This is a genomic window from Streptomyces sp. NPDC050564 (genome assembly GCF_044457265.1).
Classification (GTDB): domain Bacteria; phylum Actinomycetota; class Actinomycetes; order Streptomycetales; family Streptomycetaceae; genus Streptomyces.
On the sequence record NZ_JBITGS010000026.1, the window covers coordinates 1 to 25260 of the forward strand.

General features: G+C 70.4%; 21 protein-coding genes. 7 read left to right on the forward strand and 14 right to left on the reverse strand.

What is annotated here, in order from left to right:
- Positions 1-370 precede the first annotated feature (370 nt).
- From adh to xylB, 7 genes are all read right to left on the reverse strand, one after another.
- Positions 371-1894, reverse strand: a complete 1524-nt coding sequence (gene adh / locus ACIBK0_RS34090; RefSeq protein ID WP_399088387.1) for an aldehyde dehydrogenase — start codon at positions 1892-1894, stop codon at positions 371-373.
- Between the two features lie 131 nt (positions 1895-2025).
- The gene (locus ACIBK0_RS34095) at positions 2026-3327 is read right to left on the reverse strand and encodes a GAF domain-containing protein (RefSeq protein WP_399088389.1); all 1302 of its coding nucleotides are present in this window, start codon (positions 3325-3327) and stop codon (positions 2026-2028) included.
- 142 nt (positions 3328-3469) lie between these two features.
- Positions 3470-4069 (reverse strand): N-acetylmuramoyl-L-alanine amidase, encoded by a 600-nt coding sequence (locus ACIBK0_RS34100; RefSeq protein ID WP_399088391.1) that lies wholly within the window; start codon positions 4067-4069, stop codon positions 3470-3472.
- A gap of 42 nt (positions 4070-4111) precedes the next feature.
- Positions 4112-5125 (reverse strand): acetamidase/formamidase family protein, encoded by a 1014-nt coding sequence (locus ACIBK0_RS34105; protein ID WP_399088393.1) that lies wholly within the window; start codon positions 5123-5125, stop codon positions 4112-4114.
- Positions 5122-6606 (reverse strand): APC family permease, encoded by a 1485-nt coding sequence (locus tag ACIBK0_RS34110; RefSeq protein ID WP_399088395.1) that lies wholly within the window; start codon positions 6604-6606, stop codon positions 5122-5124. Before ACIBK0_RS34110 ends, ACIBK0_RS34105 begins: the two co-directional genes overlap by 4 nt.
- Positions 6607-6895: 289 nt before the next feature.
- Positions 6896-8104 carry an ROK family protein gene (locus ACIBK0_RS34115; RefSeq protein ID WP_399088397.1) on the reverse strand — a complete coding sequence of 403 codons (1209 nt, stop codon included), beginning with the start codon at positions 8102-8104 and terminating at the stop codon, positions 6896-6898.
- A 57-nt stretch (positions 8105-8161) separates the two neighbouring features.
- The gene (gene xylB, locus ACIBK0_RS34120) at positions 8162-9607 is read right to left on the reverse strand and encodes a xylulokinase (RefSeq protein WP_399088399.1); all 1446 of its coding nucleotides are present in this window, start codon (positions 9605-9607) and stop codon (positions 8162-8164) included.
- Between the two features lie 162 nt (positions 9608-9769).
- Between xylB and xylA the strand changes: the two genes are divergently transcribed.
- On the forward strand, positions 9770-10936 hold the full coding sequence (gene xylA / locus ACIBK0_RS34125; protein ID WP_399088401.1) for a xylose isomerase: 1167 nt from the start codon (positions 9770-9772) through the stop codon (positions 10934-10936).
- Positions 10937-11490: 554 nt separating this feature from the next.
- A complete protein-coding gene (locus ACIBK0_RS34130; protein WP_399088403.1) occupies positions 11491-12096 on the forward strand; it encodes a hypothetical protein in 606 nt (201 codons plus the stop codon).
- 65 nt (positions 12097-12161) lie between these two features.
- On the opposite strand, the gene ACIBK0_RS34135 is transcribed toward ACIBK0_RS34130, so the two are convergent.
- From ACIBK0_RS34135 to ACIBK0_RS34145, 3 genes are all read right to left on the reverse strand, one after another.
- Positions 12162-13505, reverse strand: a complete 1344-nt coding sequence (locus tag ACIBK0_RS34135; protein WP_399088405.1) for an esterase-like activity of phytase family protein — start codon at positions 13503-13505, stop codon at positions 12162-12164.
- 88 nt (positions 13506-13593) lie between these two features.
- Positions 13594-14856, reverse strand: coding sequence for an SWF or SNF family helicase (locus ACIBK0_RS34140; RefSeq protein ID WP_399088407.1), 1263 nt, complete (start codon positions 14854-14856; stop codon positions 13594-13596).
- A complete protein-coding gene (locus ACIBK0_RS34145) occupies positions 14853-17705 on the reverse strand; it encodes an SNF2-related protein (RefSeq protein WP_399088409.1) in 2853 nt (950 codons plus the stop codon). Before ACIBK0_RS34145 ends, ACIBK0_RS34140 begins: the two co-directional genes overlap by 4 nt.
- Before the next feature lie 246 nt (positions 17706-17951).
- On the opposite strand from ACIBK0_RS34145, the gene ACIBK0_RS34150 reads away from it, so the two are divergent.
- Together ACIBK0_RS34150 and ACIBK0_RS34155 are read left to right on the forward strand one after the other, a co-directional pair.
- Positions 17952-19007: a fatty acid desaturase family protein gene (locus tag ACIBK0_RS34150; protein WP_399088411.1), complete on the forward strand. Its 1056-nt coding sequence runs from the start codon at positions 17952-17954 to the stop codon at positions 19005-19007.
- Between the two features lie 105 nt (positions 19008-19112).
- The gene (locus tag ACIBK0_RS34155) at positions 19113-19295 is read left to right on the forward strand and encodes a hypothetical protein (protein ID WP_399088413.1); all 183 of its coding nucleotides are present in this window, start codon (positions 19113-19115) and stop codon (positions 19293-19295) included.
- A 568-nt stretch (positions 19296-19863) separates the two neighbouring features.
- On the opposite strand, the gene ACIBK0_RS34160 is transcribed toward ACIBK0_RS34155, so the two are convergent.
- Together ACIBK0_RS34160 and ACIBK0_RS34165 are read right to left on the reverse strand one after the other, a co-directional pair.
- Positions 19864-20754 carry a hypothetical protein gene (locus ACIBK0_RS34160; RefSeq protein ID WP_399088415.1) on the reverse strand — a complete coding sequence of 297 codons (891 nt, stop codon included), beginning with the start codon at positions 20752-20754 and terminating at the stop codon, positions 19864-19866.
- Between the two features lie 133 nt (positions 20755-20887).
- Complete coding sequence (locus tag ACIBK0_RS34165; protein ID WP_399088642.1) at positions 20888-21193, reverse strand: hypothetical protein; 306 nt, start codon at positions 21191-21193, stop codon at positions 20888-20890.
- Positions 21194-21300: 107 nt separating this feature from the next.
- On the opposite strand from ACIBK0_RS34165, the gene ACIBK0_RS34170 reads away from it, so the two are divergent.
- Positions 21301-22191 (forward strand): oxygenase MpaB family protein, encoded by an 891-nt coding sequence (locus ACIBK0_RS34170; RefSeq protein ID WP_399088417.1) that lies wholly within the window; start codon positions 21301-21303, stop codon positions 22189-22191.
- On the opposite strand, the gene ACIBK0_RS34175 is transcribed toward ACIBK0_RS34170, so the two are convergent.
- On the reverse strand, positions 22168-22701 hold the full coding sequence (locus tag ACIBK0_RS34175) for a PadR family transcriptional regulator (protein WP_399088419.1): 534 nt from the start codon (positions 22699-22701) through the stop codon (positions 22168-22170). The two genes, ACIBK0_RS34170 and ACIBK0_RS34175, sit on opposite strands and share 24 nt — an antisense overlap.
- A 111-nt stretch (positions 22702-22812) precedes the next feature.
- Between ACIBK0_RS34175 and ACIBK0_RS34180 the strand changes: the two genes are divergently transcribed.
- Complete coding sequence (locus ACIBK0_RS34180) at positions 22813-23571, forward strand: alpha/beta fold hydrolase (RefSeq protein WP_399088421.1); 759 nt, start codon at positions 22813-22815, stop codon at positions 23569-23571.
- A gap of 108 nt (positions 23572-23679) precedes the next feature.
- Here the strand turns inward: ACIBK0_RS34180 and ACIBK0_RS34185 are convergent, their stop codons facing one another.
- Positions 23680-24279 carry a class I SAM-dependent methyltransferase gene (locus ACIBK0_RS34185; RefSeq protein ID WP_399088422.1) on the reverse strand — a complete coding sequence of 200 codons (600 nt, stop codon included), beginning with the start codon at positions 24277-24279 and terminating at the stop codon, positions 23680-23682.
- Between the two features lie 152 nt (positions 24280-24431).
- Here ACIBK0_RS34185 and ACIBK0_RS34190 point away from each other — a divergent pair, with 152 nt between their 5' ends.
- The gene (locus ACIBK0_RS34190; RefSeq protein ID WP_399088424.1) at positions 24432-25205 is read left to right on the forward strand and encodes an MHYT domain-containing protein; all 774 of its coding nucleotides are present in this window, start codon (positions 24432-24434) and stop codon (positions 25203-25205) included.
- Positions 25206-25260 lie beyond the last annotated feature (55 nt).

The following is a 25260-nucleotide window of genomic DNA, read 5'->3' on the forward strand; positions in this document are numbered from 1 at the left end:
AGCGAGTACTTCCTGGGAGCAGCCATGGTCGATGTTCCTCTCATGAGTCCCATCTGACCCTCTGTCAACACACTCCGCATCTCGGGGGAACCTCAGGACCATGTGATGAAAGCGGTCGGGCTCGAAGCGTGTTCCCGCGCCCGCGGAGCGTGCTGCAGAGCCTGAGCGGTCCCGCTAGGTCGTGCCACCACACGTGTCAGAGGGTTGTCGCCTGCCTCACCCTGGGCGGGAGTCTGGTCCGTGACTGGTCCGGGGACAGTCCTCGTGCAGGTCGACCATCGACCTGAGGCAACCTGTTGCTTACCCAGAGTGACTCCGGTGGCGGACTGCCTGGAGCGTAACGGCGCCTCCAGGCAGCCGACTTGAGGCTCTAGAAGAACCCAAGTTTCTTGGGACTGTATGAAACTAGAACGTTCTTGGTCTGCTGGTAGTGCTCCAGCATCATCTTGTGGGTTTCGCGGCCGATGCCGGACTGCTTGTATCCGCCGAACGCGGCGTGCGCCGGGTACGCGTGGTAACAGTTTGTCCAGACGCGGCCGGCCTGGATCGCGCGGCCCGCCCGGTAGGCGGTGTTGATGTCCCGCGTCCACACGCCCGCCCCGAGCCCGTACAGCGTGTCGTTGGCGACCTTGATGGCGTCGTCGAAGTCGTCGAATGACGTCACTGAGACGACCGGACCGAAGATCTCCTCCTGGAAGATCCGCATGCGGTTGTCCCCCTCGAAGATCGTCGGCTGGACGTAGTAACCGCCCTTCAACTCCCCGTCGTGCTCGATGCGTTCACCGCCGGTGAGGACCTTGGCACCTTCCTGCCGACCGATGTCCAGGTAGGAGAGAATCTTCTCCAGCTGGTCGTTGGAGGCCTGGGCGCCGATCATCGTGTCGGTGTCGAGGGGATGACCGGGCTTGATGAGTTCGGTGCGGGCGACCGCCGCTTCGAGGAATTCGCGGTAGTGGCCGCGCTGGATCAGCGCGCGGGACGGGCAGGTGCACACCTCGCCCTGGTTCAGCGCGAACATCGTGAAGCCTTCCAGCGCCTTGTCGCGGAAGTCGTCGTCGGTCGCCCACACATCGTCGAAGAAGATGTTCGGAGACTTGCCGCCGAGCTCCAGCGTGACCGGCTTGATGTTCTCCGAGGCGTACTGCATGATCAGCCGCCCCGTCGTGGTCTCGCCCGTGAACGCGACCTTCGCCACCCGGGGGCTCGACGCGAGGGGCTTTCCCGCCTCCACGCCGAAGCCGTTGACGATGTTCACCACGCCCGGGGGCAGCAGATCCGCGATCAGGCTCATCCAGTAGTGGATCGAGGCGGGGGTCTGCTCGGCGGGCTTGATGACGACCGCATTGCCCGCGGCCAGCGCCGGGGCGAGCTTCCAGACCGCCATCAGGATGGGGAAGTTCCACGGAATGATCTGCGCGACCACACCGAGCGGCTCGTGGAAGTGGTACGCGACCGTGTCGTCGTCGACCTCGCCGAGCGAGCCCTCCTGGGCACGGATCGCGCCCGCGAAGTAGCGGAAGTGGTCGATCGCGAGCGGGATGTCGGCCGCCAGGGTCTCGCGCACCGGCTTGCCGTTCTCCCAGCTTTCTGCGACGGCCAGCTTCTCCAGGTTCGCCTCCATCCGATCGGCGATCTTGAGCAGGATGTCGGCGCGAGCGGTCACGGACGTCCGCCCCCAGCCGGGCGCCGCCGCGTGCGCCGCGTCCAGCGCGCGCTCCACGTCCTCGGCGGTGCCCCGCGCGACCTCCGTGAACGGCTGCCCGTTCACCGGACTCGGGTTCTCGAAGTACTGTCCGCGAGCCGGCGGTACGTACTCTCCGCCGATGAAGTGGTCATAGCGCGCCTGGTAGGAGACGATCGCGCCCTCGGTGCCGGGCGCCGCGTAACGGGTCATGCTGGTCTGCCTCCCGGAGAAGCGCTGCCCGCCGTTGGGCAGCTCTCGCCGCGAGGCTAGGAACCCGGACGTTGCATGGACGTTGCGCGGCACCCTTTCGCTCGCGTGGACGGGGGCTTCGGCCGCGTCCGTCAGTGTCGCGCCGGTCGCTCCCGCCCGCGCGGTGCGCGATGCAGCAGACCCGGAGGCGCCGACAGCTCGGACTCCAACGCCTCCAGACGCGCCCGCACGGCCGCCGTAGGCCGCACCGCCGCCAGCGCCCGCCATACGTCGAGGTCGTCCTCGCCCCACGGTGCGCGGGCCCAGTCGGCCAGCAGGTCGGGGTCACGGCGGGCGATGAGCGCCGTACGCAGTCCGTCGGCGAGCCTGTGCCGCAGCCGCACCACCGCCGGGGCACCCGAACCCGGCAGCAGCGGCCCGGCGTACGCCCCCGCGGCCGCGGTGACCGCCCCGGTGCCGAGCCGCCGCTCCACCACCGCGACATCGGACTCGACCGGCGCCGTCAGCCGATAGGGGCGCGAACCCAGCAGGCCTGGACCAAGGACCCGGCGCAGCCGCGCCAGTTCCGCGCGCAGCGTCACCGGCGTCACCGACTCGTCCTCGTACAACGCGCACAACAACTCGTCGCCCGTCAGACCTTCCGGGTGCCGGGCCAGCAGCACCAGGATCTCGCTGTGCCTGCGGCTCAGCCGGATCTTTTGGCCTCCCGCGAGCAGTTGCGCCTCGTCGCGGCCCAGCACGGTCAGTTCCACGGTGTCGGCCATGGCCGTCGGCGGTGTGAGCAACGCCAGCTGGGACTCCGCCGCGCGCGCCACCGCCTGGACGAAACCGAGACTGTGCGGATGCGCGAGCCCGTCCCCACCGGTGATGTCCACCGCGCCGAGCACCCGCCCGGTGCGCGGATCGTGCACGGGCGCCGCCGCGCACGTCCAGGGCTGGACGCGCCGGATGAAGTGCTCCGCCGCGAACACCTGCACCGGCCGGTCGACGGCAACGGCCGTACCCGGCGCGTTCGTACCGACCGCCGTCTCCGACCACCGCGCACCCGGCACGAAGTTCATCCGCCCCGCCTGCCGCCGTGTCGCCGGATGGCCCTCGACCCACAGCAGCCGTCCCTGCGCGTCGCACACCGCCAGGAGGTGCTCTCCGTCCGCCGCGAAGGTCCCCATGAGTTCCCGGAACAGTGGCATCACCCGGGCCAGCGGATGCTCCGCCCGGTACGAGCCGAGATCTCCGTCCGTGAGCTCCACGCTCGCCGTGCCGTCCGGAACGACACCGGCTCGCGCCGAACGTCGCCACGAGTCGGCCACCACGGACCGGACGGGCCGCGGCACCGTGCCCGCCTCGGTGAACGTCTCGTGGGCGCGACGCAGGATCCGAACCCGCTCGACGGGATCGGACCCCGGTTCCAGGGCCACCCATGGATCGGTCAATTCGGCCTCCCGGAAGGCGATGCGCTGGGACCATCGTCACTTCTGGTGCGGGCGCGGACAAGCTGTGTGACCGTGCTCCGTACCCGCTGCCCACATCACCGTCGCCTTCCGGACACCATCGAGGGCTCTTCGACCCCTTGGATCAGGCGAAGTTGACGAGCCTTATGTAGCGGGTCCAGTCCCAGTTGGGCCCCGGGTCGGTGTGGTCGGTGCCCGGCACCTCGTAGTGCCCGATGATATGGGCGCGGTCCTTGGGGATGCCGTACGTGGTGCAGATCGCGGCGGTGAGCTTGGCCGACTCCTCGTACAGGGCGTTGGTGAAGTAGGCGGGCCGGTCCACCCAGCCCTCGTGCTCGATGCCGACGCTGCGCGTGTTGTAGTCCCAGTTCCCCGCGTGCCAGGCGATGTCGTGCTCTCTGACGCACTGCGCGACATGTCCGTCGGCCGATCGCAGGAGGTAGTGGGCGGACACCTTCTTCTGCGGGTTCTGGAAAATGGACACGGTGTCGGAGTAGGTCGCCTGGGTGACATGAATGATCACGTAGTCGAGCGGATAGGCCGTCGGCCGGTCGGACGCCGTGTAGTTGGACATGCTCGCCTGTGCCCATTCGGCGCCCGGATAGTCCACCGCCGCAGCCTGTGCACTGGCCCGGGTGTCGGGAAGTAACGCGTAGGGGAGGGCGGCGAGGGCTGCGCCTTTCAGCAACCGCCGCCGGCTCGGGAACGATCTGGCCCGTTCCATGGAGTGTCTGCCTTTCGATGGTGGGGGGTGGCGACGCTCGGCTCAGCGTCGGAGTACCGCTGCTGTGTCGCGCAGCTGTGCGTGCAGTCCGCGATGCGTCTCCCGCGCGGGCAGCCATTCCTTGCGGAGCTTGGCGACGCATGTGTAGTTGGTGTCGCAGACGTTGGCGAGCGGCGACTCGACCGCCTGGGTCGCGAACTGGTACGCGTCCAATTCGCTGAACCCGTAGTCACGCACCAGCCACTGCACCAGGTCGAGCTGGGATATCCGGAACGCGTCCTCCAAGGGGCGTGCCGAGCCGGTCGAGATGATGTGCGTGTCGGACTCGATGCGCGGCCAGGGGGTGGCCACTCCCTTGAGCAGTTCGACGATCACCACTGTGTTCATCGCGCACTCGACGGCGACTCCACAGGTCTCGCCCTCGCCCTGTCGTGCGTGCCCGTCACCGAGGCTCAGCAGGGCGCCCTCGACGTTGACTCCGAGGTAACAGGTCACGCCGGCCCGCATCTCCGGAGTGTCCATGTTCCCGCCGTGCGCGTCGGGCACCAGCGCGGAGCGAACCTCCAGGTTCGCGGGCGCCACTCCGACGGTTCCGTGCATCGGATCCATCGGCAGCTCGATCCGGATGTCACTGTCACGTGCGCTGAACAGCGCGGTACCCCGCTCCCGGTCGAGCTGCCAGATCCACACGGTCTCCGGCAGCGGCGGCTGCAGCGTGGCCGTGGTGTGCGTGGATGTGAGGGCGCCGAAGAGGGGAACCGTCGTCGATGCCGCCCAGTCGCGGGCCGGTTCGATCGAGACGAAGTGGATCGCCACCGTGTCGCCCGGCTCTGCCCCCTCCACGTGGAAGGGTCCCGTCTGCGGGTTGAGGAACGGAAACTCGCACACCTCGGACACCATGTCCTTCTCGGAGCGCACCCGTCCGGCGAAGCAGTCCTCGGTGTAGAGATCAAGGACCGTGCCGGGCGCGATACGCGCCACGGGCGGCGCGCCGCCGAACGTCCACGCGTACTCGCCCGGTGCGGGGCGCACGGTCAGGATCCGGGGGTCGCTCATGACTGCACAGCTCCGCTCTGTCGGGGCTCGGGGGTGGGGGACTCGTCGAAATGGACACGGGCGGTCTCGGCTATGCGCCCGGGGTGACGGCGCAGCAGGAAGATCAATACCACGACCCCCGCGATCATCCAGGCACCGACGACCGGACCCGCGTATGACACGGGCGCGGTCAGCTCGGACACGAAGTCGAAGACCGGCAGGCCCGCCGCAGTCAGCAGCGCGGGGACGAAGGCGACGATGCCGAGCAGCGGGAACAGCAGATGCCGCACCGGTTTGAACAAGTCCCGCCTGCGGCGCAGGAAGTAGCCCGCACAGGCGAGGTTCACCACGATGTACACGCCGATCACGACCGTGACGATCACTGTGGCGAGCAGCAGGAAGGCGGTCACGGGGTCGTAGGAGAAGCCGAGCCCCAGCATGGCCGCGAGCGCCACGGCGCACTGCACGGCGATTCCGGCCACGGGGGAGCGATGCCTGGGGTGCACGCGCGCGAAGAGCTGCGGGAACACCCGGATCCGCCCCAGGGCGAAGGCAGTTCGCGTGGAGACGTTGGCGCAGGCGTTGGCGTTGGCGATCGTCGAGTTGACCACCGCGAGGAACACAAGCACCCAGAACAGGCCGAACGAAGCACGGGCCACGCCCTCCCAGGACGCGGCGCCGGACGCTCCGAACCCGGCGAAGCGGTCGGGTCCGAAGTACACCGCCATGGCGTAGGTCGTCAGGACGTAGACGAGGCCGATCGCGAGTGCCGCGCCGAGGACGGCGCGGTGCATCGTGCGGCGCGGGTCCTTGGTCTCCTCCGCGAGCGGTGCCGCCGCCTCGAACCCGGCGAAGGCGAGCACGGTGTACACCGATCCCGCGAACACGCCGCTGATGCCTTGGCATCCCTCGGCCGTGTGCGAGGTGCCGAACACCGACAATGTGTTGTCACCGCCCGCTTTGACGATCAGCCATACGGCGAAGACTACGAAGACCAGCACCTCGAACACTCCCAGGACGGTTCCGAAGCGGGCCGAGGCGCGCACTCCGAAGTACCCGGCCGCCGCGATCACCGCCGCGCCCGCGAGCGACCAGGGCCACCACAGGTCGCCCGGATACGAGGACCACTCCTGGTGCAGCGTGCCCGCCGTGGTGAACCCGAGCTGCAGGAGCAGCAGCGGAGGCACGAGCGCCTCGACGAACACATAGCCCCAGCCCACGAGGAATCCGACGGCCGGGTGGAGCCCCTGTGCCGCGTACGTGGCCACCGATCCCGCGGCGGGCAACTGCCGTGCCAGCTCGGCCACGCACGACGCGGTGAACAGGCACGCCACCAGAGCGATGAGCACGGACAGCGGCAGACTGCCGCCCGCGAAGGCCGCGCCCGACGGAATGGACGCGGCGACCGCCGCCGCCGGCGCCATGGCCGTGATGCTCTGGAAGAGCACCTCTCGCAGCCCGATCGCCTCACGCCGCAGTCCTGGAACCGTCTCCCCCGACATGTGAACCCCCCGATTCGCCCGGACACGCAGCCAGCCGTCCGACGGCTGCGCCTCGCGTGAATTACGGTACGGCGCTTGCCGGTTGGGCAGGAAGAGCGAGGCGTGAGTCGGTGGACAGGCCCGGGACTGTGGACAACTCGGCCACCCGAAAGAGGGAATTGGTGCCGGGCGGGGCGTCTCACGCCTCTCGACGTACGCCGCCCTCTTCGCCTGTCGGCTGCGCTCGCCTGTCGGCTGCGCTCGCCTGTCGGCTGCGCTCGCCTGTCGGCTGCGCCCGCCCACCTGCTCGCTACGCCCGGCCCGCCACTACGGCCGGATCGTCGAGCACTGCCCGCACCACCGAGTGTGCCGCGCCCAGCAATGGTCCCTCGGGACCGAGCCGCGAGACGGACACGGCACAGGCAGGACCCGCTGTGCGCCGCGCCAACTCGTCTTCCAGCGACGGCAGCAGCCATGGCGCGAGACCGGACAGCGCTCCCCCCAGCACGACGGTCTCCGGGTCCAGCAGATTGACCGCCCCGGTCAGCGCGATGCCGAGCGCTGTTCCGGCCTCGCGCAGGGCACGCCTTACCTCCGTGTCGCCGTGGGAGGCGCGCTCGGCCAGCAGCCCGACGCGGTCCTCGCCCGGCTCCAGACCGGCCGCACGCAGGACGGCTTCCTCCCCCGCGTACTGTTCGAGACACCCGCGTCCACCGCACGGGCACTCCGGCCCTTCGGGGTGGATCGGCACATGCCCCAACTCGCCCGCGAAGCCGCGCGTTCCGCGCAGCAGCCGACCGTCCACAAGCACCGCCGCGCCGATGCCGATCTCCGCCGACACATGCAGAAAGTCTCGTGGAGTCGCCTCGCCCAGCCAGAATTCCGCGAGACCACCGAAGTTGGCCTCGTTGTCCACGGTCAGCGGCAGCTCGCCGGGCAGTAGCGTGCCCAGGTCCGTGTCGTGCCAGTCGAGATTGGGGGCGCGGACCACGGTTCGGGCATCGCGGGCCACCAGACCGGGCACGGCCACCGCGAGGCCCGCGGGCCACAGCCCCTCCCGCTCCGCCTCGGCGATCACCTGACGTATCAGCGTCGCCAGTTCCTGGATCACCGGCTCGGGCGGCCGCCCGCGGTTCGTGCCGTGCCGCACGGCCCGGGCACGTACCTCGCCCCGCAGATCGACCGCACACACCGCGAGATGGTCGACGCCCACCTCCGCCCCGATTCCCGCGGGACCTTGCCCGCTGACGGCGAGGGCCGAGCCCGGCCGCCCCACCCGGCCGGGCCGCTCGGGGCCCAGCTCTTCGAGGAGTCCCGAGCGGATCAGCTCGTCCACCAGCGTCGACACGGCCGCTCGCGTCAGGCCGATGCGCGAGGCGACGGCGGCGCGCGACAGCGGCCCCTCGGCGTTGACGGTGTGCATCACCCGGGAGAGGTTGCGGCGACGCATGCCCTGCTGGGTGTCGGGCAGCCGACGGCCGGAATCAGTCGGGTGAACCTCGTGCAGCGGTGCGGTCATGCCTCCGTCAGTCCTCGTCCGGACGGTCCCCTCGGGGCGGTCCTTGTCGGTGTCCGGTCAGTTCCGGTGCGGCTCCCGCTCCAGCAGCGGGGCCGCGTCGGAGAGTACCCCGGTGATCCTCGCGAGCGTCTCCTCGTCCCGCTCCACGGCGTCGAGCACGGGCCCGCGGGCGGTGTTCCAGCGCCGGGCGACGGCGGCCGGGTCCTCGCCCGTCAGCAGGCCCGCGGCCTGCGCGGCGGCTCCCAGCGCGACCAGTTCCTTGGCCTCGGGCACCTGAACGGGCCGTCCCGACAGCCGGCGAACCGTCTCCTGCCAGGCCGTTCCCCGGGCGCCGCCGCCGATCAGCAGCAGCGGAGCGGAGCGGTCGGCGTCCTCGTCGAGCACCAGGTCGAGCGCGCCCAGCAGCGAGTGGACCGCGCCGTCGTACGCCGCCTGGAGCAGCTGCCCACCCGTCGTGTCGTGCCGGAGTCCATGCAGCAGTCCGGAGGCGTGCGGCAGGTTCGGCGTGCGCTCACCGTCCAGGTAGGGGAGCAGCGTCACGCCCGCGCCCGGCTCGACGGCCTCACGGTCCAGGCCCAGCAGCGCGGCGACTCGGTCGACGGCCAGGGTGCAGTTCAGGGTGCAGGCCAGCGGGAGCCAGTCGCCGCGCGCGTCGGCGAAGCCCGCCACGGTGCCGCTCGGGTCGGCGGGGCGGCGCGTCGAGACGGCGTACACCGTGCCGGAGGTGCCGAGACTCAAGACCGGGGTGCCGGTGCGCAGCCCGAGGCCGAGCGCGGCGGCCGCGTTGTCGCCGGTGCCCGCGGCGACCAGTGTGCCCCTGGAGAACGGCAGCTCATGGCCGGCATGTACGGTTCCGGCCACCTCACCGGGTCGGACGATGCGCGGGAGCAGCGCCGGGTCGAGGCCGACGTGGGCGAGAACCTCTTCGTCGTAGGTCTCGGTCGCGGACGCCCACCAGCCCGTACCGGAGACATCGCCCCGGTCGGTCGTGCCCTGTCCGGTGAGACGTCCGGTGAGGTAATCGTGGGGGAGTCGTACGGCCGCGGTCGCACGGACGGCGTCCGGCTCGTGCTCGGCCAGCCAGGCCCACTTCGTGACCGTGAACGACGGACCGGGCACACTGCCGGTCCGTTCGGCCCAGGCCTTCGGGCCGCCCAGCTCCTCGACGAGCCGACGTGCCTGTGGCGCCGAGCGTACGTCGTTCCACAGCAGGGCGGGGCGTACGGGATCGCCCTGGGCGTCGAGCGTGACGAGCCCGTGCTGCTGGCCGCCGATCGACACCGCAGCGGCCTCGTGTGCCGCCTCCCCGCACTGGTGCAGGGCCTCGCAGAGCGCGTCCCACCACTGCCGCGGGTCGCTCTCGCGGCCTGCCCCGGTGGAGACGGTGTGCGGCGCCTGTCCGCTCGCCACCACCTGGCCGGTCGACGCGTCGACGACCAGGGCCTTGGTGGACTGGGTGGATGTGTCCACCCCGACGACGAGCGGACCCTCGGCTGCTGACATCGGGCTCTCCCTCTCCGCGGCTCCGCGGGATCGGCCTGTTCTTGAGGTACCCAGGACCAGCGTGACCCGGGTTTCACACTTCGTCTCTTCCCAGAGATGCCTTCGCATACTAATTTGTTAACCGCCATGACGAAATAGTCGGAGCTAGCAAGGAGCCGCGGCATGAACTACCAGCCCACCCCCGAGGACAGGTTCACCTTCGGCCTGTGGACCGTCGGCTGGCAGGGAAGGGACCCGTTCGGCGACGCCACCCGGCGCGCCCTGGACCCGGTCGAATCGGTGCAGCGCCTGGCCGAGCTCGGTGCCTACGGAGTGACCTTCCACGACGACGACCTGATCCCCTTCGGATCCTCGGACAGCGAGCGCGAGTCGCACGTCAAGCGGTTCAGGCAGGCCCTGGACGCGACGGGTCTGAAGGTGCCGATGGCCACCACCAACCTGTTCACGCACCCCGTCTTCAAGGACGGCGCGTTCACCGCCAACGACCGCGACGTCCGCCGCTACGCGTTGCGCAAGACGATCCGCAACATCGACCTGGCGGTCGAGCTGGGCGCCCAGACGTACGTCGCCTGGGGTGGCCGGGAGGGTGCCGAGTCGGGCGCCGCCAAGGATGTACGCGTGGCCCTCGACCGTATGAAGGAGGCCTTCGACCTTCTCGGCGAGTACGTGACCTCCCAGGGCTACGACCTGAAGTTCGCGATCGAGCCGAAGCCGAACGAGCCGCGCGGCGACATCCTGCTGCCCACCGTCGGCCACGCTCTCGCGTTCATCGAGCGCCTGGAGCGCCCGGAGCTGTACGGCGTCAACCCCGAGGTCGGCCACGAGCAGATGGCCGGGCTGAACTTCCCGCACGGCATCGCGCAGGCGCTGTGGGCGGGCAAGCTCTTCCACATCGACCTCAACGGCCAGTCCGGCATCAAGTACGACCAGGACCTGCGCTTCGGTGCGGGCGATCTGCGCTCCGCGTTCTGGCTGGTCGACCTCTTGGAGAGCGCCGGCTACGAGGGGCCGAAGCACTTCGACTTCAAGCCGCCGCGCACCGAGGACTTCGACGGAGTCTGGGCGTCGGCCGCCGGCTGCATGCGTAACTACCTGATTCTGCGCGAGCGTTCCGCGGCCTTCCGCGCCGACCCCGAGGTCCAGGAGGCGCTGCGCGCCTCGCGCCTGGACGAGCTGGCGCAGCCCACCGCGGCGGACGGTCTGGAGGGGCTGCTCGCCGACCGCGCGGCCTTCGAGGACTTCGATGTGGAGGCGGCCGCCGCGCGCGGGATGGCCTTCGAGCGTCTGGACCAGCTGGCGATGGACCACCTGCTGGGTGCACGGGGCTGATCGGGTTCCCTGGGGTGTGTGGACCTGCCGTCTTGCGGGTGCGCGAGGTGCGGTCCTGCCGCCCGGCGGATTCGTGTGGTCCTTCCTGTCTTGCGGCGGATCGGTGAGGTCCGGACCTGCTTTCCGGCGGGTCCGGTCCTCGCGTTCTCCTTCTGTGGATCTCTGCGCGGAATTCGCCGGAATCATGCGATCCATGGCATGAGTCCGTATCAACTTCCGCGCGGGGGTCGCGTCATGACCGGTTCGAGGCGACTCTTGATGGTATGGCCATGCCGCCCGTACCGCCCCAGCCCCCTCGGCCGCCGGGAGACACGCCGCCTCCTGGAGGTGGTGGTTTTGGCCTTCCGTCCGGAGGCTACGGACCTCCCCCCGGCGGCTATGGTCCGTCTCCTGGCGGCTACGGTCCCCCTCCTGATGGGTACGGGCCGCCGTCGCAGGGCGGTGGCCTGCCCCCCGGACAGGGCGGCGGCGGCTGGCAGCCGCCGCCTCCTGGACCGCCCGGCGGGCCCGGTGGCCATCGAGGTGGAGGACGGCGCCGCAACCCCCTGTACCTCGTGCTCGCCGTGATCGTGGCCGTAGGAACCATCGTCGCCGTGGCCGTGGTGGCCTTCGGTGGCGACGGCAAACAGGACAAGAAGTCGCCCACCGAGAGCACGCGCCGCTCACCCAGCCCCTCGCTGAGCATCCCGTCCGAACTGCCCTCCCTGCCTTCAGAGGTGCCCAGCGTCGTGCCGACACTGCCCTCGGAGGTGCCCAGCGGAGTCGTACCGAGCGACCTCCAATCGCTCTTCCCGACCCTCGCGAACGACGAAGTGCCGTACTACATGCTGAAGAAGGGTGACTGTTTCGACACCTTCGACAGCCGGCCCGGGCAGGCCGCCAAGCGCTCGTGCACCAAGCCGCACGACGCCGAAGTCGTGAAGGTGGCCGAAATCAACGGCAGTTACTCGACCGACGCCGCCCTCAAGAAGGCCGCGTCGGCGCTGTGCGAATCGACACTGGAACGCAAGGCGGCCAGGCAGCCTGCGGCCACCGTGCGCGGCACCCTGGTGCAGTACCCGGACTCCAGTGGCTACAAGATCGGCATCGACAATGTTGCCTGCAGTTTGGCGGCGGACATCGGCAAGGGCACCCACAAGCTGACGAAGCCCCTGAAGTGAGTGCCACGCGCGCGTGGCCGCCGTTCATCGCCCACGCGCGCGTGCTCTACGAAGAGTGTCCGAGGTCAGATCCCGTGCGGCAGCCGCACGTACGTGACGGTCGTCTCGATCCCGCTGTCCACCAGTCGGCCGTGCGCGTCGAACGCGCCCGCCCCGTCGGTCATCCCGAAGTCGTTGTCGTTGATGAGGGCGAGCGTGTCGTGGTCCACCCGAGCGACGCCCTCGATCTTGCCGGGCACCCCTCCGACCGTGCCCAGGTCCACGACCAGGCGCTTGCGGAGCACCGGGACGCCGGCCGTCGCCGGATCGTCGAGCTGTTCCAAGGAAGGCGACGTCGTGTCGGTGTCCCACGCGTCGCCGAGGATGTCCGCGTCACGCGTGAGCTTCACCAGTTGCAGGCGGGCGGCCTTGTCGGTGCGCTCCTCGACGAGCAACCGGTCACCGCCGACGGCCACCACGGAGGAGATCTTCAACTCGGAGGTGTCGTCCTCGCTCGGATCGACCACGTTCACCGGGTCGAAGCGGTACGCGTACTCGTCCGTCACTGCCCGCTTCTTGGGCGAGAAGCGCAGCAGCCGCGTCGTGCGCGAGGCGTCTCCCGCGTCCCCGTCGGGCAGCGGGAGCGGGCTCTGCAGAGCCATCACCAGGTCGCCGCCCGGGAGTTGGGCGAGCCCTTCGAAACCACGGTTGATCTTCCGGTGCAGCAGGATGGCCGGCAGTGCCTCGACCACCGGGTAGTCCGTGCCCGTCAGGTTCAGCCCCTTGGGCACGTAGCGCGTTAGTACCTTCCCTCGCGCGGAGACATGGATCAGCGAAGGGCCGTACTCGTCGACGAGCCAGAAGGTGCCGTCCTGGGCCCGCACGATGCCCTCGGTGTCCACACCGTTCGCGTCGTACGTGAGGGGGGTCTGGGCGTCATAGGAGTACGGCGCTTCGTCGCGCCCCGCCTGGTTGGGCAGCCCGCTGACGGGCTTCCCGGAGGACGTGGTGATCGGGATCGCGTCGAGCACCTTCACCGTGTCACCGGACACCCTGATCTTCACGATCGCCGGATCGAAGCCCGGCACCGGGAACGTCCGCCGCTTCTTGCCGTCCACCTTGATCTGGCCATTCGGCCCGCGGTCAGTGACCGTCCAGAACTCGCCCTTGCGCCCGGCCGGATAGATGTCACTGCCGATTCCCCCGAGGTCCACGCCCCGGTCGTCGGCCACCGTCCCGGGCAGCAGTGTGTTGCTGAACACGCCCAGAGGGATGTCGCCGAGCGTCGCGGTGCGGGTCACCCGCGACTGCGACGGGGCGCCCGCGGCACTCGCGGTGCCGGACACCACGAAGGCGGCCAGCACGGCGAGCGGCACACCCGCCGCGACGGATCGGTGGACGCGGCGCCGGCCGACAGCATGCGGGGACATCGAGCCTCCTGGGGCGCAAGTTCGCTGACAGCGGCCAGAGTTGGCCCCGGCATCGAACATCGCGCGACCTGCAGGTGAACTCCGGGCGTCAACCATTCATCGGGTTTCCTTCCGCCGTGGCGAGTGCCGTTGCCGGATCCTTCGCTGCCGGTCCGGCCGGGGCCCAGCGGCCCCGCTCCTTGTGATACGGCCACCACCGGCCGTCGCGCCCCAGACGCAGCTGAGCGGAGGCGCCGTCCGTCGTCCAGCGGTTGCCTGCGGCGCGCAGCCGCGGCCGCTCGTCCTCGTCCCAGGCTGACTCCAGAGCCGCACGCGCGCGTGTCGGCGATTCCGTCTCCACGGCCCACTCGTCCTCGAGGACGGACAGCGCGGCCACACCCCCGTACCGCCAGGCACGTATGGCGAGTTGCAGCTCCTCGCGATCGCGTCCCGACCCCTCGGCGAGGCGCTGGATGATCGCCTTCTCCGGGCCGTCCGCTGCCAGCCGGACCGCGTCCTGGCCAAGTGTCAACTCGGCCTCGACCGCACGCTGTCCGTGTCCGGAAGCCAGTGCCTCCGCGAGCAGCCGGAACGCCTGGCCCGCGGCGGCGGCCGCGAGGAACTCCACGCCGGTGGGGTCGACTCCTGGGGCGGGCATGGTCTCCATGTCCAGGGAGGGCGGCTGCCCGGGCTCGTCGGGCAGTTCCGGAAGGGTCGGGAGCGGCGGCAGGATGTTCTGGGCGGCGTACGCCTCAGCGGCGTCCACGCCTTCCCGGCCGGTGAACGGCGACTCCCGCGCGGGCGCGCTGGTGCGTTCCTGGAGCTCGTCCAGCAGGCGGCGTTCGCCGCGCCCCCGCATCAATAGCAAGACGAACGGATCCTCGTCCAGCAACCGCGCCATCTGGTAGCAGAGCGCGGCCGTGTGCCCACAATGGTCCCAGGCGCCACAGTCGCACTCCGCCTCCAGATCGCCGAGTCCCGGCAGGAGGTCGACTCCGGCCGCCGCCGCGTCCTCGACCAGATGCGGCGGCATGTCGCGGTCGAGCAGCGCCGCGATGTGCCCGGCGCGCTCGGCGGCCATGTCGAGGAAACGGTCCCAGTGCTCCTCGGGCAGCTCCTGAAGCAGGACATCCGCACGGTGTGCGGTGCGGTCGCGGTCCAGGACGACGGCCGTGATGCGCCCCGGACGCACTGACACGGCGCCCACCGCCCCGGCGCGCGCGAGCCTGCGGCCCGTCTTCACCTGCCCCGAGTCCAACGCCGCGTCCTCCAAGGCCTTCAGCCACGCTCGGCCCCACCACGTCTGCGCGAAACCCTGCCCGGGCGCGGGCGGCAGCGCGGCGAACGTACGCTCCTCGTTGCGATCCGTCATCGTGCGCCCCCTCGCAGCTCCACCAGGTCGGCCAGCTCCGCGTCGGTCAGCTCCGTGAGCGCTGCCTCACCGGCGCCCAGGACGGAGTCGGCCAACTGCTGCTTGCGTCGCAGCATGTCGGCGATACGGTCCTCGATGGTTCCCTCGGCGATGAGCCGGTGCACCTGGACAGGCCGGCTCTGGCCGATGCGGTAGGCGCGGTCCGTGGCCTGTGCCTCGACGGCCGGGTTCCACCAACGGTCGTAGTGCACGACGTGTTCGGCCCGTGTCAGGTTCAGTCCCGTGCCCGCAGCCTTCAACGACAACAGGAAGACGGGGATCTCGCCCTCCTGGAAGCGCTGCACCATCGCCTCGCGCTCGTTGATGGGCGTCCCTCCATGCAGGAACTGCGTCGACACACCACACGCGGCCAGGTGACGCTCGATGAGGCGCGCCATCCGGACGTACTGCGTGAAGACCAGAACACTCGCGCCCTCGGAGAGGATGGTGTCGAGCAGTTCGTCCAGCAGCTCCAGCTTCCCGGACCTGTCCGGGATCTTCGGCCGGTCCTCCTTGAGGAACTGGGCCGGGTGGTTGCAGATCTGCTTCAGCCCGGTCAGCAGCTTCATGATCAGACCGCGCCGCGCCATGCTGTCCGCGCCCGAGATCTCCGCAAGAGTCTCGCGCACCATGGCCTCGTACAGACCCGCCTGCTCCTTGGTGAGGGCCACGGCACGGTCGGTCTCCGTCTTCGGCGGCAGCTCGGGCGCGATGCCCGGGTCCGACTTGCGGCGGCGCAGCAGGAAGGGGCGTACGAGCTGGGCGAGCCGGTCGGCCGCCGCGGGATCCTGGCCGTCCTCGACGGCTTGCGCGTAGCGCGAGCGGAACGTGCCGAGGCTGCCGAGCAGACCTGGTGTCGTCCAGTCGAGGATCGCCCACAGTTCGGAGAGGTTGTTCTCCACCGGGGTGCCGGTGAGCGCCACACGCGCGCGTGCGCCGATGGTGCGCAGCGCCCGCGCCGTCGCCGAGTAGGGGTTCTTCACATGCTGGGCCTCGTCCGCGACCACCATGCCCCACGCCACCTCGTCGAGCCTCGACGCGTCGAGCCGCATCGTGCCGTACGTCGTGAGCACGAACTCGCCGTCGGCAAGACTTTCCAGTCCGCGCCGAGAGCCGTGGAAACGGCGTACGGGGGTGCCGGGAGCGAATTTCTCGATCTCGCGCTGCCAGTTGCCCATCAGGGAGGCCGGGCAGACCACGAGGGTGGGGCCCGCGGCGGACTCGTCGGTCTGCCGGTGCAGATGCAGGGCGATCAGCGTGATCGTCTTGCCCAGGCCCATGTCGTCGGCCAAACAGCCGCCCAGTCCCAAAGAGGTCATCCGGGCCAGCCAGTTGAGGCCCCGCGCCTGGTAGTCCCGCAGCGTCGCGCGGAGCGCGGCGGGCTGCCCGACCGGCTCCTGTCCCTCCGGGTCCGCCAGCCGCTCCCGCAGGGTCGCCAGCCATCCCGTGGGACGGACGTCGACCCGGCGGCCGTCGACCTCCGTGGAGCCCGTCAGAGCGGCGCTCAGCGCGTCGATGGGCGTGACCTTGCGGTCCTGCTGCGCCTGGGCACGGCGCACCTCGCGCGGATCGACGAGGACCCATTGGTCGCGCAGCCGCACCATGGGCCGGTTCGCCTCGGCCAGCTGGTCCAACTCCTGGCGGTTGAGTTGCTGGTCGCCCAGCGCGAACCACCAGTCGAAGGCGAGGAGCGCGTCCGCCGACAGGAACGAGGGCGCGTCCGAGGTGACCTTGCCCGGACCCTCTCCCTCGTCCGGTGGGCCGATGACCGCCCGGGTCGTCCACTTCCGTGCCAGCTCCGTCGGCCAGTACACGTCGACGCCGACGAAAGCCAGCGTGCGCGAGGCTTCGCCGAGGAGCTCGGCCACTTCCTCGTCGGCGAGCTCGACGGTGTCCGGCACGGCTGCCGAGAGCAGGGGAGCGAGCGGGGCCCAGGCCCGGGCCGCGCGGCGCAGCGCGAGCAAGGCGTCCTTCCGCGCGCGTGGGCCGAAGCCGGCGGATCCGGCCCAGACCGCGGAGGCATCCGCGACGAGGGCCGGATCGCTCGCGCTGTGCAGTTGCAGCACCGCGCGGAACGGCAGCCGCGTCTCGTCCGACACCGCCGACGCCAGCCCCGGCACCTCGACGCGTAGGGAGATCCGTACGTCCGCGTCGTGCACGGCGGCGACATCTTCGGCCCAGGCGCGCTGCTCGGGCGTGTGCTGGGGCTCCGGCGCCGCGAAGGGCGGACCGCCCGTGGCGAGCGCAGCCGCGGGTGAGCGGGGCAGCGCGTCGGCGACCGCGTCCAGGAAGGCGCGCAGCAACCGCTCGGGCTCCGGTAGCCGCAGCGGTTCGGTGCCGTCCACCGGCACCGCGTGCGCCTCGGGCGGCATGGCGGCCGCCAGCTCACGGATCCGCTCCAGATCCTCCGCGCGCAGCGGACCCGCCCGCCACACGTCGTGGTCACCGGCCGACAGCCCCGGCAGCAGCAGTCCGCGCGCGGCGAACTGGAGGGCGAGCACGGCGGCCGTGCCCCAGAACGCGGTCGCCCGCTGAACCTGTGCGACGGCACGCGCGCGCGTGAGGACCGGCAGAGCGGCCCGTACAGGAAGCAGCACAGCGGGCACGGTCACGAGCTCGACGCCCTCGTCCACGGGCAGCACGACGGTCAGCTCCTCGGCGGACCCGGATGCCACCGGGGGAGGGGAGTCGCCTTCAGGGCGCCAGAACGCGACGTTGCCGGTACGGGAGGGATCGGAGGGCACGAACACGGCACAGCAGTGGGCCAGTTCGGAGATCTCGGCGGGGGTTGCCGCGGGAATCCTCTGCACAGCGATGGCGTATTCCTCAAACTTGACTACTGGGGGCCGGGTCGCCGAGGGTACAGCACCCGGGAGGGTAGGCGGGCACGGCCGGCCATTCGACGTGGGGCACCTCGTGCGGGGTGTAGCCAGCACCCCTGCCGTGCGCCGGGAGACCCCCGTACCGACACGGATGGTGGCGCCATGGTCGCCGAAGGTCACTGATTCGTACGTTTCATCAGGTCAGCCCGTTGCCTGAGAGACCGGAGACCCGCCATGCCCCAGACCGCCGCAGTCCTCGCGGAACACCCTCCAGGGGCGAGCGTCGGGCAGACCCCAGGAAGCGAGTTCGCGCCCCTCTTGCGTACGGTCAAGGACCGGGGTCTCCTGAGGCGGCGTCACGGCTGGTACGCGCGCGAGATCGCCGCGAACGCGCTGGCCCTGGGGGCAGTCGTGACCGGCATCGCCCTGATCGGCAACTCCTGGTGGACGCTGCTCCTCGCCCCGGTGTTCGCCGTCCTCGCCGCCCGAACGGCGTTCATAGGCCACGACGCGGGCCACTCCCAGATCACCGGCAACAAGTCCGTCGGCCGCCTGATCGGCCTGATCCACGGCAACCTGCTCCTGGGGATGAGCTACTCCTGGTGGAACGACAAGCACAATCGCCACCACGCCAACCCCAACCACATCGACAAGGACCCCGACGTCGTCGCCGATGTCCTGGTGTTCACCAGTGAGCAGGCCAAGGACCGGTCCGGCTTCCGGCGCTGGCTCACCCGCAACCAGGCCTGGCTCTTCTTCCCGCTCACCCTCCTCGAAGGCGTCGCCCTGAAGATCCATGGCTTCCAAGACCTGCGCAGGCAGCCGCCGCGTGAGCGGGCCGTGGAGGCTCTGCTGCTGATGGCCCACGTCGTCGCCTACGCGACGCTGCTGCTCACCTCCATGCCGCTCGGCAAGGCCCTGGCCTTCGCCGCTCTCCACCAGGCGCTGTTCGGCCTGCATCTGGGCATGGCCTTCGCGCCGAACCACAAGGGCATGGAAATGCCCGACCCGGACGGCGAGCGCTGGGGACATCTGCGTCGCCAAGTGCTCACCTCGCGCAATGTCCGCGGAGCAGTTCTCACGGATTGGTTCCTCGGCGGCCTGAACTACCAGATCGAGCACCATTTGTTCCCCAGCATGCCCCGCCCCCATCTGCGCCTTGCCCAGCCCCTGGTGCGCGCGCACTGCCAGGAGTTGGGTATCCCCTACACGGAGACCGGGCTCGTCGACTCCTACCGGCAGGCCCTCCGCCACATGCACGAGGTCGGGGAGCCTCTCAGGGTTGAGTAGGGGGCGCGACTCAGGGACGTCTCAGGGACGCGGTCCGGAACCGTGGGAGACAGGGACCCGTTCTCAGGACAGAGAGCGGCAGCAGCCGCGAAGGAGGCGACACACATGTCGAAGAACGCGAAGATCGCTGCGGGAGGTGTGGCGGTCGGGCTCATCCTGCTGTACTGGTTGCCCTGGTGGGCCGCCTTCCTGATCGTGCTGGGAGTCCCGGCGGCCGCATACCTTGCGCTGGACCCCTCGCAGCGGCGCAGGCTGCGCCGCGTCACGCGCAAAGAGCTCGGCCGCTGAGGAGTCACCGCCCCGGTGCTGCTTCCTCCAGCGCGCCCGAGTTCGTCGCATCGCCGCTCGCGGACGTGCCGTCGGTACGGTCCGCGATCGGCGATGCGACGAGAGGCAGATCCACCGACCTCGGCCCGGTCGAGGGGCCACTTCGACTCCCCACCCGTCCCACACACGCAGGAGCGCCCTGGCGCTACACCCGCACGCTCATCCCGCACGCGTACGCATCCCTCCAGCGCCCTCGACGCCGGTGACCTACGAACGGCACACGACGCCGTTCCTGGCACGCCTCGCCCCGAGCGACACCAGGGCGAGCCGCCACGACACGTACCAGGCGGCCCGTCGGGCGCCACCTCGCGGCGGCCCGATCTGCGCTCGCGACCACGGCTCGCCGAAACGCTGACGAAGACGCGACCGTTGACGCGTGCCGCGTTCTACTCAGCAGGCCGACCCCGGACGCGAGCGATGCCATAAGGATGCTCGGCGATGCGTTCGCCGACCCGGCGGACCCCGCAAGGTGCGGGACGCGGCGGCCCGCCGGGTGGCCGTGCTACGCGGTTCCGCGTGGCACAGCACCTCAGCTCGGGCGTACCGCCATCTTGTCGAGCGCCTCCAGGAGACCGGGCAGTTCCGGTCCACGACCGACGGGCAGGACCTCTCCGGGCTCCTCGTCGAGGAGGACGAACGCTATGTCGTCGGTCCTGGCGACCAAGGACCAGCCGGGGCCGTCGGCCCGCAGGGTCCGGGCATCGCCCGTGGCGAAGGACGAGCGGACACGACCGAGCGGAGGCGGCGTTTCCACGTAAGAGCGGGCCTCCGCGAGCACCCGGCGGACACCGCTGCGTGCCTCGCCGTCGCCACTCGCCTCCTGAGCCGCTTCGTCGGCCCGGGCCGCGTCGGGGTCGGCCACCTCGGGCCCGGCCACGGCCTCGCCCTCCGACGTCACGAACTCGCTGTCGTCGATCTGCTCCCGCCAGATCGCCCACTGCAGCGCGATCTCGTCGGCGCCCAGCCGCCGTTGGGCCGGACCCCAAGTGGCGGTGTCCGGCGGACTGAGCGGGGGCTGCTCCGTGAGCTCGGGCGCCGGGTCGTGCGGAGCCGGCACCCCGGGGGCCGAGACGGCGACCTCGAGCGGCCAGCCGGGCAGCGCGGAGACGACCGTGCGCTCGTCCGGCGACAGGTCGTGCTCCATTCCGCAGTCCCAGGACGCGATCGCGACGGCGACCAGCGAGACGTCGTCGACGACCACCGTCCACCGCGCGCCCTCGCCGTCCTGGCCGAGCACGAGACCGTACCCGTCGGCGAGAGGCGCGAGACCGAGCGCCGCACATGCCTCCGGGTAGTCGTCCCCCAGCACGCTGGGGAACTTCGCGGGTGTCAGCAACACCGCCGTCAGCACATAGAGCGCGTCATCGTCCAGTGCGTCGTCGTCCCCGGTGGCGACGGCGCCATCGTCCGTCCCGGCCATCACTGCCTCCCCATCGCTACGTTCGTCGGCGCACCATAATGCGACCGGAAGGCGCTTGTCACGGGCCCGAAGCACACGCGGAGCTGCAGTTATCCGGCTGGACAGGGGCGAAACGACCGTTCCGGCCCCCAGGTCAGGCCACGGGCAGTCCGAGCAGCGTACGGGCCACCGTCTGCGGCGACTCGTCGCGTTCTCGTGCCAGGGCTATCACGGCCCGGCAGGCGAGCTCGTTCACCCCGAACGACAGCGCCTCCGGCGACACCCATGCCGCCGCCTCGTCGATCTGGTCCTGGTCGTCCTCGGCGCACGCCGACACATAAGCCGCGGCCGCCTCGAACAGGTTGTGCGCACGCTTCTCGGACCGCGGCGCCGCGGTCCGGGACTCCTCGGACCGCTCGGTCCCCTTGTTGCGCCACTGCTTGCGGAGTCTGCCGAACATGCCGGACATCAGGCCACCTTCCCCCTGTGCGATGGTCATCGCCGATCGTTCATCTGCTGCTACTCAACGTAGAGTTGGAGCCGCGGCGACAGAAGGGGGACAGCCCGGTGAAGCGTTACGAGCGGCTCGAACAGATTCGGCGGATGGATCCGGAGAAGGAGGCGTCGGAGATCTACCGGCTCACCTCCGCGTACGAATTCCCCTGGGACTTCACCCGCGCCCTGGAAGTGGCCCTCTACCGCACCTACGCCGTCCCCAGCATCGGCCGGCTCCTCGCCGAGACAGCGGAACTCACGGACCGCGCACAGAAGCGCTACGACGACACGGCGCTGCTCCTCGATGCCATCGTCGAGCACGGCTTCGACGGCGAGCAGGGCCGCACGGCGATCCGCCGCATCAACCAGATGCACCGCAGCTACGACATCAGCAATGAAGACATGCGTTATGTGCTCTGCACCTTCGTGGTCATGCCCAAAAGGTGGATCGAGGCCTATGGGTGGCGCAAGCTGTCGCGCCACGAGATCGTCGCGTCAACCGTGCACTACCGCACCCTGGGGCGGCACATGGGTATCCAGCACCTTCCTGAGACCTACGAGGAGTTCGAGGCCTGTCTCGACGCCTACGAAGAGGCGCACTTCGGGTGGGACGAGGGTGCACGCCGGGTCTCCGACGCGACGCTGGACCTGATGGCTTCCTGGTACCCGCGTCCGCTCGCGCCGCTGCTGCGTGCCTCGACCTTGGCCCTGCTCGATGAATCGCTGCTGCAGGCCTTCCGGTACAAAGCCCCGGGTGCCGCGACGCGCGCGTTGGTCCGCCGCGCGGTGCGTGCGCGTGGTCGACTGGTTCGGCTGATGCCGCCGCGCCGTGCGCCGCACTTCGCGAGGCAGAACTGGGAGATCAAGGGCTACCCGGACGGCTACCGCGTCGCAGAGCTGGGCACCTGTCCGGTGCCCGGTGTGCGGGGTTGCCCCGTCTCACCGGCCACCCGCGCCGAGTGAGTCGATCGTGGCCCGCAGCCAGGTCAGTTCGGCCCGGCTCGTGGCTCGCGCGATGGTGAGGATGCCGCGCCGGAAGGGGTCGTCCAGCTCCTCGGCGGACAGCGGCCGGTCACCTTCGTAGAAGAAGCTCGCGGGCTCCTCCAGGAAGGCGAGTCTGCGCCGCAGCACGGCGGCCTGGGCCCCCGGGTCCTCCAGGTGTCTGAGGAAGGCGAGCACCGTGAACCAGCGGTTCTCGTCGGTGATGTCGCGCTGTACCGGGTCCGCCAGCCGGCGGTGCAGCTCGCTTCTGCCTTCCTCCGTGAGCGTCAGGACATGACGAGGGGCGGCCACGGAGCCGGGCTGGGGCGCCCGCACCAGCAGGTCCGCCTTCTCCAACCGTTTGATCGCGGGATACAGCGTGCTCTCCGCCACGGGTTTCACGTGCCCGGTCAGCGCGCTGATGCGCTTGCGCAGCTCGTAGCCGTGCAGGGGGGTGTCGTACAGAAAACCGAGGATGGCCAGCTCCAGCATGCCCGCATTCTGCCGCACTCTCGCTGTACTTCGCTTCCGTAATACATCGGTACCGATGTATCCTCCTGGAGACGTGGAGAACCACGACGTGGCGACACAGGGGAGTACGTGATGCGGCAGGCCGAGTTCGACGGCAACGGAAGCCAGATCCGCTGGACGGAGGCGGCGGGCGCGGAACCGGCGCGGGTGTACGTGCACGGGCTGGGGGCGGCCTCGACGGTCTACCACGCCCATTTGGCGGCCCGGCCCGAACTGGCGGGCCGTCGCACTCTGTTCGTCGACCTGCCCGGTCACGGCATCAGCGACCGGCCCGCGGACTTCGGCTACACCCTGGAAGACCACGCGGACGCGTTGGCGGTGGCCCTGGACGCGGCCCACCTCACCGGCGCGGAGCTGGTCGCGCACAGCATGGGCGGCGCCGTCGCCATTGTGCTCGCCCACCGGCGGCCCGAACTCGTCTCACGGCTGGTCCTGGAGGAGGCCAACCTCGACCCGTACCCTCCGCTCACCGCGGGCAGCAGCGGCATCGCTTCCTACGACGAGGACGACTACGTCGAAAACGGCGGTCACGCGCGTGTGCTGGCGAAGGTCGGTCCCTCCTGGGCTGCCACCATGCGACTCGCCGATCCGCGCGCCCTGCACCGCACGGCGACGGGGCTCAGTCGCGGCACGAACCCCACGATGCGCCGGATGCTCGAAGAGCTGACGGCGGACCGCGTCTACCTTCAGGGTGAGCTGAGCGGTGAACTCCCGGGCAGCGAAGGCCTGGAGGCCGCCGGAGTGCGCGTCGTGACCGTGCCCGGGGCCGGACACAACGTCATGTTCGACAACCCCGATGCCGTCGCCGCGGAGATCGCCGGAAGGGGATGACGCTCCAGCCGCAGGGCGGGGCTGACGCTCCGGCTACAGGGAGAGGCTGACGCCACAGTCGGGCCGTAATGGGCTGACGCCTCACCCGCGGCGGACGCGGCCAACGCGTCACCCGCGACGTACGGCCACTGCGAGGAAGCGGGCGTCCTCGTCGACGTACGACGTCATGTCCCAGCCGGAACCGGCGAGGAGGGGACCGAGGTTGCCCTCCGCACGCAGGTCGTCCGGGGTGATCTGCCGGCCCTGACGGGCCGCGAGCGCCGCCCGGCCGATCGGGTGGAAGAGGGCGAGGGTGCCGCCCGGCCGCACCACGCGTGCCAACTCCTTGAGGTTCTCCGCCGGGTTCGGCAGGTGCGCGACGAGCCCCGCCGCGAACACCGCGTCCAGCGAATCCGTGCGGAACGGAAGCCCGGCGACGTCGGCGAGCAGCAACTGCCCGTCCCGGTCCCGCCCGGCCCGTACGGCGGCCTCCAGCATGGCCGGGGTCAGATCGGCCCCGATGACCACTCCGGAGGCCCCTACGGCCGCTCGCAGCGGTGGCAGGGCGCGTCCGGTGCCGCAGCCCGCGTCGAGCACGCGGTCGCCCTCGCGCAGACCGAGTTCGGCGACCGCGGCCGCGTACGCCGGCCCGTCGTCGGGGAACCGCTCGTCCCAGTCCGCCGCGCGGGTCGTGAAGAACTCCTGGACGTGTGTGTGGTCGTCGCTCATGTTCCGCATGATCCCTCACCGACACGAAGGACGTCGCGGTGCACACGTTCGAGCGTGACGCGATCGTTCAGGTACATCTCTTCGTCATATTCCAACAGCTTTCGAAATGCGCCCCCGTTGTGCGCCCCTGCTCGGGCTAGCGTCCCTGGGCCATGGGACACCTGGACCACGCCGCCTTCGGCTGGCTGACACCCGTGCTGTCGTACGTGATGGCCTGCATAGGCGCTGCCCTGGGGCTGCGCTGCACGGTCCGCGCGCTCGGCGCCACCGGGCGGTCACGCCGCAATTGGCTCCTCACCGCGGCCTCCGCGGTCGGCACCGGCATCTGGACCATGCACTTCGTGGCGATGCTCGGCTTCAGAGTCACCGGTACGGAGATGCGCTACAACGTGCCGTTGACCATCCTCAGTCTGCTCGTCGCCATGGTCGTCGTCGGCGCGGGCGTCTTCGCCGTCGGCTACGGCCGCGACCGGGGCCGCGCACTCGTCCTGGGCGGGCTCACCACTGGACTCGGCGTCGCGAGCATGCACTACCTGGGCATGGCCGCGCTGCGGCTGCACGGCCAAGTGCGCTACGACCCGGCCCTGGTCGGGCTCTCCGTCGTGATCGCCGTGGTCGCGGCGACCGCGGCCCTGTGGGCGGCGCTCAACATCAAGTCGCCCGTGGCGGTCGCCGTCGCCTCCCTCGTCATGGGCGGCGCGGTGAGCAGCATGCACTACACCGGAATGCTGGCGGTGAGCGTGCACGTCAGCCCCTCCGCGCAGGCCCTGCCCGGGGCCACGGCGATGCAGTTCATCTTCCCCCTCGCCGTCGGCCTCGGGTCCTTCCTCTTCCTGACATCGGCGTTCGTCGCGCTGTCGCCGACGTCCGACGAACGCGAAGCATCCGCATCGGCCCAGCGGCCGGTCGAGAGCGTCGCCCGCTAGCTGCGGGCCCGGAGCCACGACGGCCCGGAAGGCACGCCCCGAACCTTTCCGAGCG

What these genes read in the sequence shown, in the direction of transcription:
- adh (WP_399088387.1), bottom strand. Translation starts at nt 1,894, where the DNA reads ATGACCCGTTACGCGGCGCCCGGCACCGAGGGCGCGATCGTCTCCTAC.
- ACIBK0_RS34100 (WP_399088391.1), bottom strand. Translation starts at nt 4,069, where the DNA reads ATGGAACGGGCCAGATCGTTCCCGAGCCGGCGGCGGTTGCTGAAAGGC.
- ACIBK0_RS34105 (WP_399088393.1), bottom strand. Translation starts at nt 5,125, where the DNA reads ATGAGCGACCCCCGGATCCTGACCGTGCGCCCCGCACCGGGCGAGTAC.
- ACIBK0_RS34110 (WP_399088395.1), bottom strand. Translation starts at nt 6,606, where the DNA reads ATGTCGGGGGAGACGGTTCCAGGACTGCGGCGTGAGGCGATCGGGCTG.
- ACIBK0_RS34115 (WP_399088397.1), bottom strand. Translation starts at nt 8,104, where the DNA reads ATGACCGCACCGCTGCACGAGGTTCACCCGACTGATTCCGGCCGTCGG.
- xylB (WP_399088399.1), bottom strand. Translation starts at nt 9,607, where the DNA reads ATGTCAGCAGCCGAGGGTCCGCTCGTCGTCGGGGTGGACACATCCACC.
- xylA (WP_399088401.1), top strand. Translation starts at nt 9,770, where the DNA reads ATGAACTACCAGCCCACCCCCGAGGACAGGTTCACCTTCGGCCTGTGG.
- ACIBK0_RS34135 (WP_399088405.1), bottom strand. Translation starts at nt 13,505, where the DNA reads ATGTCCCCGCATGCTGTCGGCCGGCGCCGCGTCCACCGATCCGTCGCG.
- ACIBK0_RS34140 (WP_399088407.1), bottom strand. Translation starts at nt 14,856, where the DNA reads ATGACGGATCGCAACGAGGAGCGTACGTTCGCCGCGCTGCCGCCCGCG.
- ACIBK0_RS34150 (WP_399088411.1), top strand. Translation starts at nt 17,952, where the DNA reads ATGCCCCAGACCGCCGCAGTCCTCGCGGAACACCCTCCAGGGGCGAGC.
- ACIBK0_RS34155 (WP_399088413.1), top strand. Translation starts at nt 19,113, where the DNA reads ATGTCGAAGAACGCGAAGATCGCTGCGGGAGGTGTGGCGGTCGGGCTC.
- ACIBK0_RS34160 (WP_399088415.1), bottom strand. Translation starts at nt 20,754, where the DNA reads ATGGCCGGGACGGACGATGGCGCCGTCGCCACCGGGGACGACGACGCA.
- ACIBK0_RS34165 (WP_399088642.1), bottom strand. Translation starts at nt 21,193, where the DNA reads ATGTTCGGCAGACTCCGCAAGCAGTGGCGCAACAAGGGGACCGAGCGG.
- ACIBK0_RS34175 (WP_399088419.1), bottom strand. Translation starts at nt 22,701, where the DNA reads ATGCTGGAGCTGGCCATCCTCGGTTTTCTGTACGACACCCCCCTGCAC.
- ACIBK0_RS34180 (WP_399088421.1), top strand. Translation starts at nt 22,813, where the DNA reads ATGCGGCAGGCCGAGTTCGACGGCAACGGAAGCCAGATCCGCTGGACG.
- ACIBK0_RS34185 (WP_399088422.1), bottom strand. Translation starts at nt 24,279, where the DNA reads ATGAGCGACGACCACACACACGTCCAGGAGTTCTTCACGACCCGCGCG.
- ACIBK0_RS34190 (WP_399088424.1), top strand. Translation starts at nt 24,432, where the DNA reads ATGGGACACCTGGACCACGCCGCCTTCGGCTGGCTGACACCCGTGCTG.